Annotated in this window: 2 protein-coding genes; both read left to right on the forward strand. The window is 44.6% G+C overall.

Going from position 1 to position 5,478, the window contains the following annotated elements; translation table 11 throughout:
• Positions 1 to 3,824 (forward strand): RHS repeat-associated core domain-containing protein (locus ACO0LG_RS29420; protein ID WP_423032149.1); only part of this gene is annotated, 3,824 nt, incomplete at its 5' end.
• Entirely contained in the window at positions 3,821 to 4,753 is a 933-nt protein-coding gene (locus ACO0LG_RS29425; RefSeq protein ID WP_423032151.1) for a hypothetical protein, read from the forward strand. The genes ACO0LG_RS29420 and ACO0LG_RS29425, both read left to right, overlap by 4 nt.
• Positions 4,754 to 5,478 lie beyond the last annotated feature (725 nt).

The raw sequence follows: 5,478 nt of genomic DNA on the forward strand, positions 1-5,478 counted from the left end.
AATACTACAAACTCACCACAGAAGATAACTACGAATACTATCTGACCGATGGTATCGGCATCACCAGCATCAAAGACCCGAACGGCAACACACTGACCTACAGCGACAGTGGTGTCACCCATTCCAACGGCACGGCAGCGACCTTCACCAGAGACGCCAGCCACCGCATCACCGCCATCACTGATCCGGCAGGCAAACAGCTCCGTTACGCCTACAACGCCACGGGCGACCTCATCAGCGTCACTGACCGCAATGGGGCAGTGTCAAAGATGACGTATGACGCCAACCACAGCCTCATCAGCTACACCGACCCGAACGGCAAGCTGGCGGCACGGTTTGAGTATGACCAGAGTGGCAGACTGATTGCGAGTTATGACGCCAATGGTAAAGCGGTGCAGATGCAGCATGACATCGACAACAACCAGCAGACTGTGACTGACAGGCGAGGGAATAAGACGACCTATACGTATGACAGCAATGGTAACGTCACCAAGGTTGTCAATGCACTGAATCAGGTCACGACTTATACCTATGATGCGAATGGGAATCAGGCGACTGTGACGGATCCTATGGGGAACGTGACCAAGAGTAGTTACGACCCAGTTACGTACAAGCAGTTGAGTGAGACTGATCCGTTGGGGAATGAGAAAAGTTGGGAGTATGACAAGGATACCCGGACTCAACTGAAAAGCAATACGGATGCTAAAGGAAATGTCACGTCTTATTCTTATTTTGAAAAAGGTACACGTGTAGATCAGCCGCTAAACAACTATGCCCACATTGGTAGTGATGATATTGGTAACACCTCTTCATTTACGCTTAATAATCAACTGACGCGCTACCAGAATGATGCCAAAGGAAATAGAATCAGCGAGACTGATGCAGCGGGCAAAGTCACGACTTATGCCTATGATGACAACGGTAAAGAAATAAGTCAAAGCTGGATTGCTGTCATCATAGTCAATGGTGTTCCAACGCAGAAAAAAGTTAGCGTTACCAGAACGCTGGATGCCGAAGGACGTGTCATCAGCGAAACGGATGCTCTAGGTGCGATCAGCAAGACTGAATACACGGCAGGTGGTCAAGTCAGTGCAACGACAGACCAGCAAGGCCGCCGCACCAGTTACAGCTATGACGATACCGGCAAGCTGACGACCACTACCTATCCTGATAGCAAGACCACCACCACTGCTTATGATGCGGGCGGTAATAAAGTCACTGAGACTGACCGTCAGGGCAGAAGCATACGTTATGAATATGATGCGCTGAATCGTCTTATCAGAACGACTGCGGCTGATGGGACAAGCACGAGTACAGCTTATGATGATGCAGGCCGGGTTGCCAGTACGACAGATGCTCAAAGCAACACAACCACCAATGGCTATGATGTCGCTGGGCGCTTGATCAGTCTGACTAACGCCAAAGGCAAACAAACTAAGTTTGAGTATGACGCCATAGGGAATCAAACAAAGATTATTGATGCAACCAACAAGGTGACGCAGTTTGAGTATGATGCTCTCAACCGCCTAGTCAAAACGACCTACCCAGACAATAGCACCAGTAACACCGTCTGGAATACGACAGGTACGAAACATTCAGAAACAGATCAGGCAGGTAATACCACCGCCTATAATTATGACCCGGTAGGCAGGTTGAACCAGGTCACGCAAATCAATGCGGCTACTCAGCAGCAAACGGTTTATGGTTACGACGTCAATGGCAACAAAACCAGTCAGACTGATGCGGAAGGCCACATCACAAGCTGGACGTATGATGCTAATAGTCGTGTTACCAGTAGGACTCTACCAGCAGGTCAGACAGAAAGCTTTGTATATGATGTGGCAGGTAACCTGACGCAAAAGACAGACTTTGCAGGCAAGGTCACCAGCTATGTCTATGATGTACTTGGTCAGGTATTACAGACGAATTACCCGGATGGTAGCAGTGTTAGCAGCGCTTATGCAGCGGCGGGCCAGGTTACTAGCTCTACTGTATCCGGTGGCAACAATAGCAATGGCCGTCAAAATGGTCAAACGAGTTACACCTATGATGCCAATGATAGGTTGACCAAACAGGTTAAACCGGACGGTAGTTTCCTGTCTTATGCTTACGATACCAATGGCAATATCAGTCAACGCAGTACGGCAACTGGGACTGTCAGCTACGGATATGACAAGAACCAAAGGCTCGTCAACGTAACAAATGGTGGGACCAACAATAGCACCACTTACACTTGGGATGATGCAGGGCGACTGGCAACGACGACAACACCAGATGGTGTTATTGCGAACTATAGTTATGACCCGAATGGGCGCTTGCTGCAACTGTTGCACGTTAAAGATAGCAGTGTTGTTGCTGGAAGTCGTTACGTCTTGGCAGTCAATGGTCAGCGAACGAAAGTGGAAGAGTTTGACAGCTTAAGCACACAAGCAAATCAAATTGCTGCGAACCCAGCGCGTACCACGAGCTATCAATATGATGGAGTGAATCGTTTGACGCAGGAACTGGTCAAGGACAGAAGTAATACAACTGTTCGCACTACCGACTATCAGTACGATAAGGTGGGGAATCGCCGCCAGAAGACTGAAACTACGGCAAGTGGAACCGCAACGATTACCTATGCTTATGATGCCAATGACAGACTGGCGCAGGAAACGAAAATCACTGGTGCTAACAATGTCGTCACGACTTACACTTGGGATGATAAGGGTAACTTGAGCACGAAGACCACAGGTGGGCAAGTCACCGTTTATGGCTGGAATGCGGACAATCGTCTTGTGGAAGTGAAGCAGGGTAACAGTCAGGCAACGGCGATCACTATTGCCATATATAGCTATGATGCTTATGGTAATCGCGTTCAGAAGATTGAGCCTGGACAAAACACCAGCCCTGACAAAGTCACCAATTATCTCGTTGATGACACGTTTGAGTATGCGCAGACAGTGCAGGAGACAACGTCACAAGGTGCTGCTACAGAAAGCATCGGCTATGTGTGGGGTAACGGGCTGATCCAGCAGAGCAGGTCGGGGCAACTGAGTTACTACCACGCAGATGCGTTGGGTAGTGCCAAGGTTTTAACGGATTCAAGCGGTAATGTGACGGATGCTTATCAGTATGATGCGTTTGGGGAAGTGACCAACAGATCAGGGGCGACTGCCAATAATTATCGTTACACCGGAGAGTACTTCGATGACTCCATAAGCTTGCAATATAATCGAGCTAGGTGGTATAGCGCGAATGTGGGACGATTCGTTTCTGTAGATTCCTTTTCCGGTAATTTAACAGAGCCTAGCAGCTTAAATAAATATCTCTATGCTTCGTCAAATCCAATTAATTATCGTGATCCGAGTGGTCTAGTAAATTTAACAGAATTGTCTGTTGGTCAGGTTGTTCAAGGGATACTATCAGGCAGTCAACGAATAATTGCCGGAATGAGCGGACGACGACTTGTGTTTAAAGCAGGTTGTTTTGCATTGGAATATGTTGCTGTCGAAGCTGTCACAGAAGTCTTTTCCGGAATTTATTTCTTAGCAGACGTAATTGCGGATCCGCCAGGAAAATATACGGGTAAATCGAAAGATGTTGCTAGGCGGCTTAAGCAACACGTGAGTAAAAAAATTCTTTCGGCAACTGATTATTTGTTTACTTTTGCGGTGAGTGCGGAAAGTAAAGCTGAGATGAAATTCGCATTAAAAATTGCTGAACAGTGGAGCATGAATTTGATCGAAAGAATGGGATCCACGACGAATAAAGTTAGAGCATTTAAAGTTAGTGGAAATGAGTTGATGACGAAGTTGGTAAATCAAGTGGGGTGGTGTAAATGAAACCCGAAATTTTAGGTTTGGAATACCGAGTGTTGAGTGTCGATGACACCATTGCGGATGAGAATAGAGAAGCCATTATGACTGGCAAATATGACGCACTGTGTCTCGTGGGTGGTAGTTGTAGCGATTTATCTTTTTTTGCATCCTCTAGGAATAAAGTCAGAGATTTATGGGTTAAGAATTTTGGCCCAACAGATATCATCGGTATAGAAAATTTATGTAATCTGAAATCTTTGCATTTGGAAACGGGAAGTGAGTTACTTCCTAAAGGTAAGCAATTAGATTTTTCTGCTTTCCCCAATTTGGAATCATGCTTGATTTATTGGAGAAAAGAGTATTCACGTAATCTATTTGATTGTCCAAAACTTCAGTTTCTACGCATGTATGAATATGATCGGAAAGCGTTAACGGAACTCTCCAACATGACGTCGCTACGTGAATTATCATTGACGCAATCGGCAATCGTTAGTTTGGAAGGTTTAGAATCAGTATCATCTTTAGAATCGTTAGATTTAGCGTATTTGCGCAAACTGAATGATATTAGCGCAATACGTAGTTTGTCGCGCTTGAAGAGATTAGTTATCGACAAGATCAAGTGCTTAGGAGTAAACGACTTACTTCCCATATTTGACGTAAAAACTTTGGAAAGTCTTTCAATCGGCACTGGTTATGAGTTGCCAAATTTGCTGCCATTCACGCAATTGATATCACTACGCAAACTTATTTGCTATAGTCAGGTAGTGGATCAAGATTTTTCTTTTCTGTTTAATTTGAAGCAATTAAAATCAGTTAGATTTATTGGGTTACGAAATTATGTAAAAACAGATGACGAAATATTTGATATTGCGAAACGAGCAAATCGCAAACTAAAGGTGGAAATTCTTGGGCGAGGGAAAAAAGAACAGACAGTAATTTTTACGCTTGATTGATGCTCTTGCTGCCCTGTTCGGCGTTCGATTAACCCGAATCATTCAGTGCCCTTGCCCTGTCTGGTGTTCGATTGAGCAGAATCATTCCGTCTGATCTTGCCCTGTTCATTGTTCAGTTAAACCAAATTCCTCAGCCAGATCAGCATTTTTTGCAAAATCTGACGAAGATTTTGATTTAGTTGAACACTGAACTGATCATTTTTTAATCATTGTGAACAATAAAAATTGTTCACCTGATTAAAATGCAGGCAAATTATTTGCTGGAGACGATCACCACCCTGAACACCTAAAAATGTTCAAGATCGACAGCTATTTTGTTTTATGAGGGTGTCGCTAACGCTGCAAATAGTAGCCAGTCAGCAGACCATCCCAGTGCCCTGTTCAGTGTTCAGTTAAACCAAATTCCTCAGCCAGATCAGCATTTTTTGCAAAATCTGACGAAGATTTTGATTTAGTTGAACACTGAACTGATCATTTTTTAATCATTGTGAACAATAAAAATTGTTCACCTGATTAAAATGCAGGCAAATTATTTGCTGGAGACGATCACCACCCTGCCCTGTTCGGCGTTCGATTAACCAGAATCATTCCGTCTGATCTGCATTTTTTGCAGAAAATGGCAGATGTTCTGGTTCAGTTGAACACCGACCTGACTAATTTTTAATCAGTAAAGTCTAATCCATTGGATCGCTTGCTTAAATTTTATGCAAATCGTTTGTTGAAGA

Origin of the sequence: Undibacterium sp. Ji42W (assembly GCF_049340405.1) — a bacterium.
GTDB lineage: Bacteria > Pseudomonadota > Gammaproteobacteria > Burkholderiales > Burkholderiaceae_D > Undibacterium.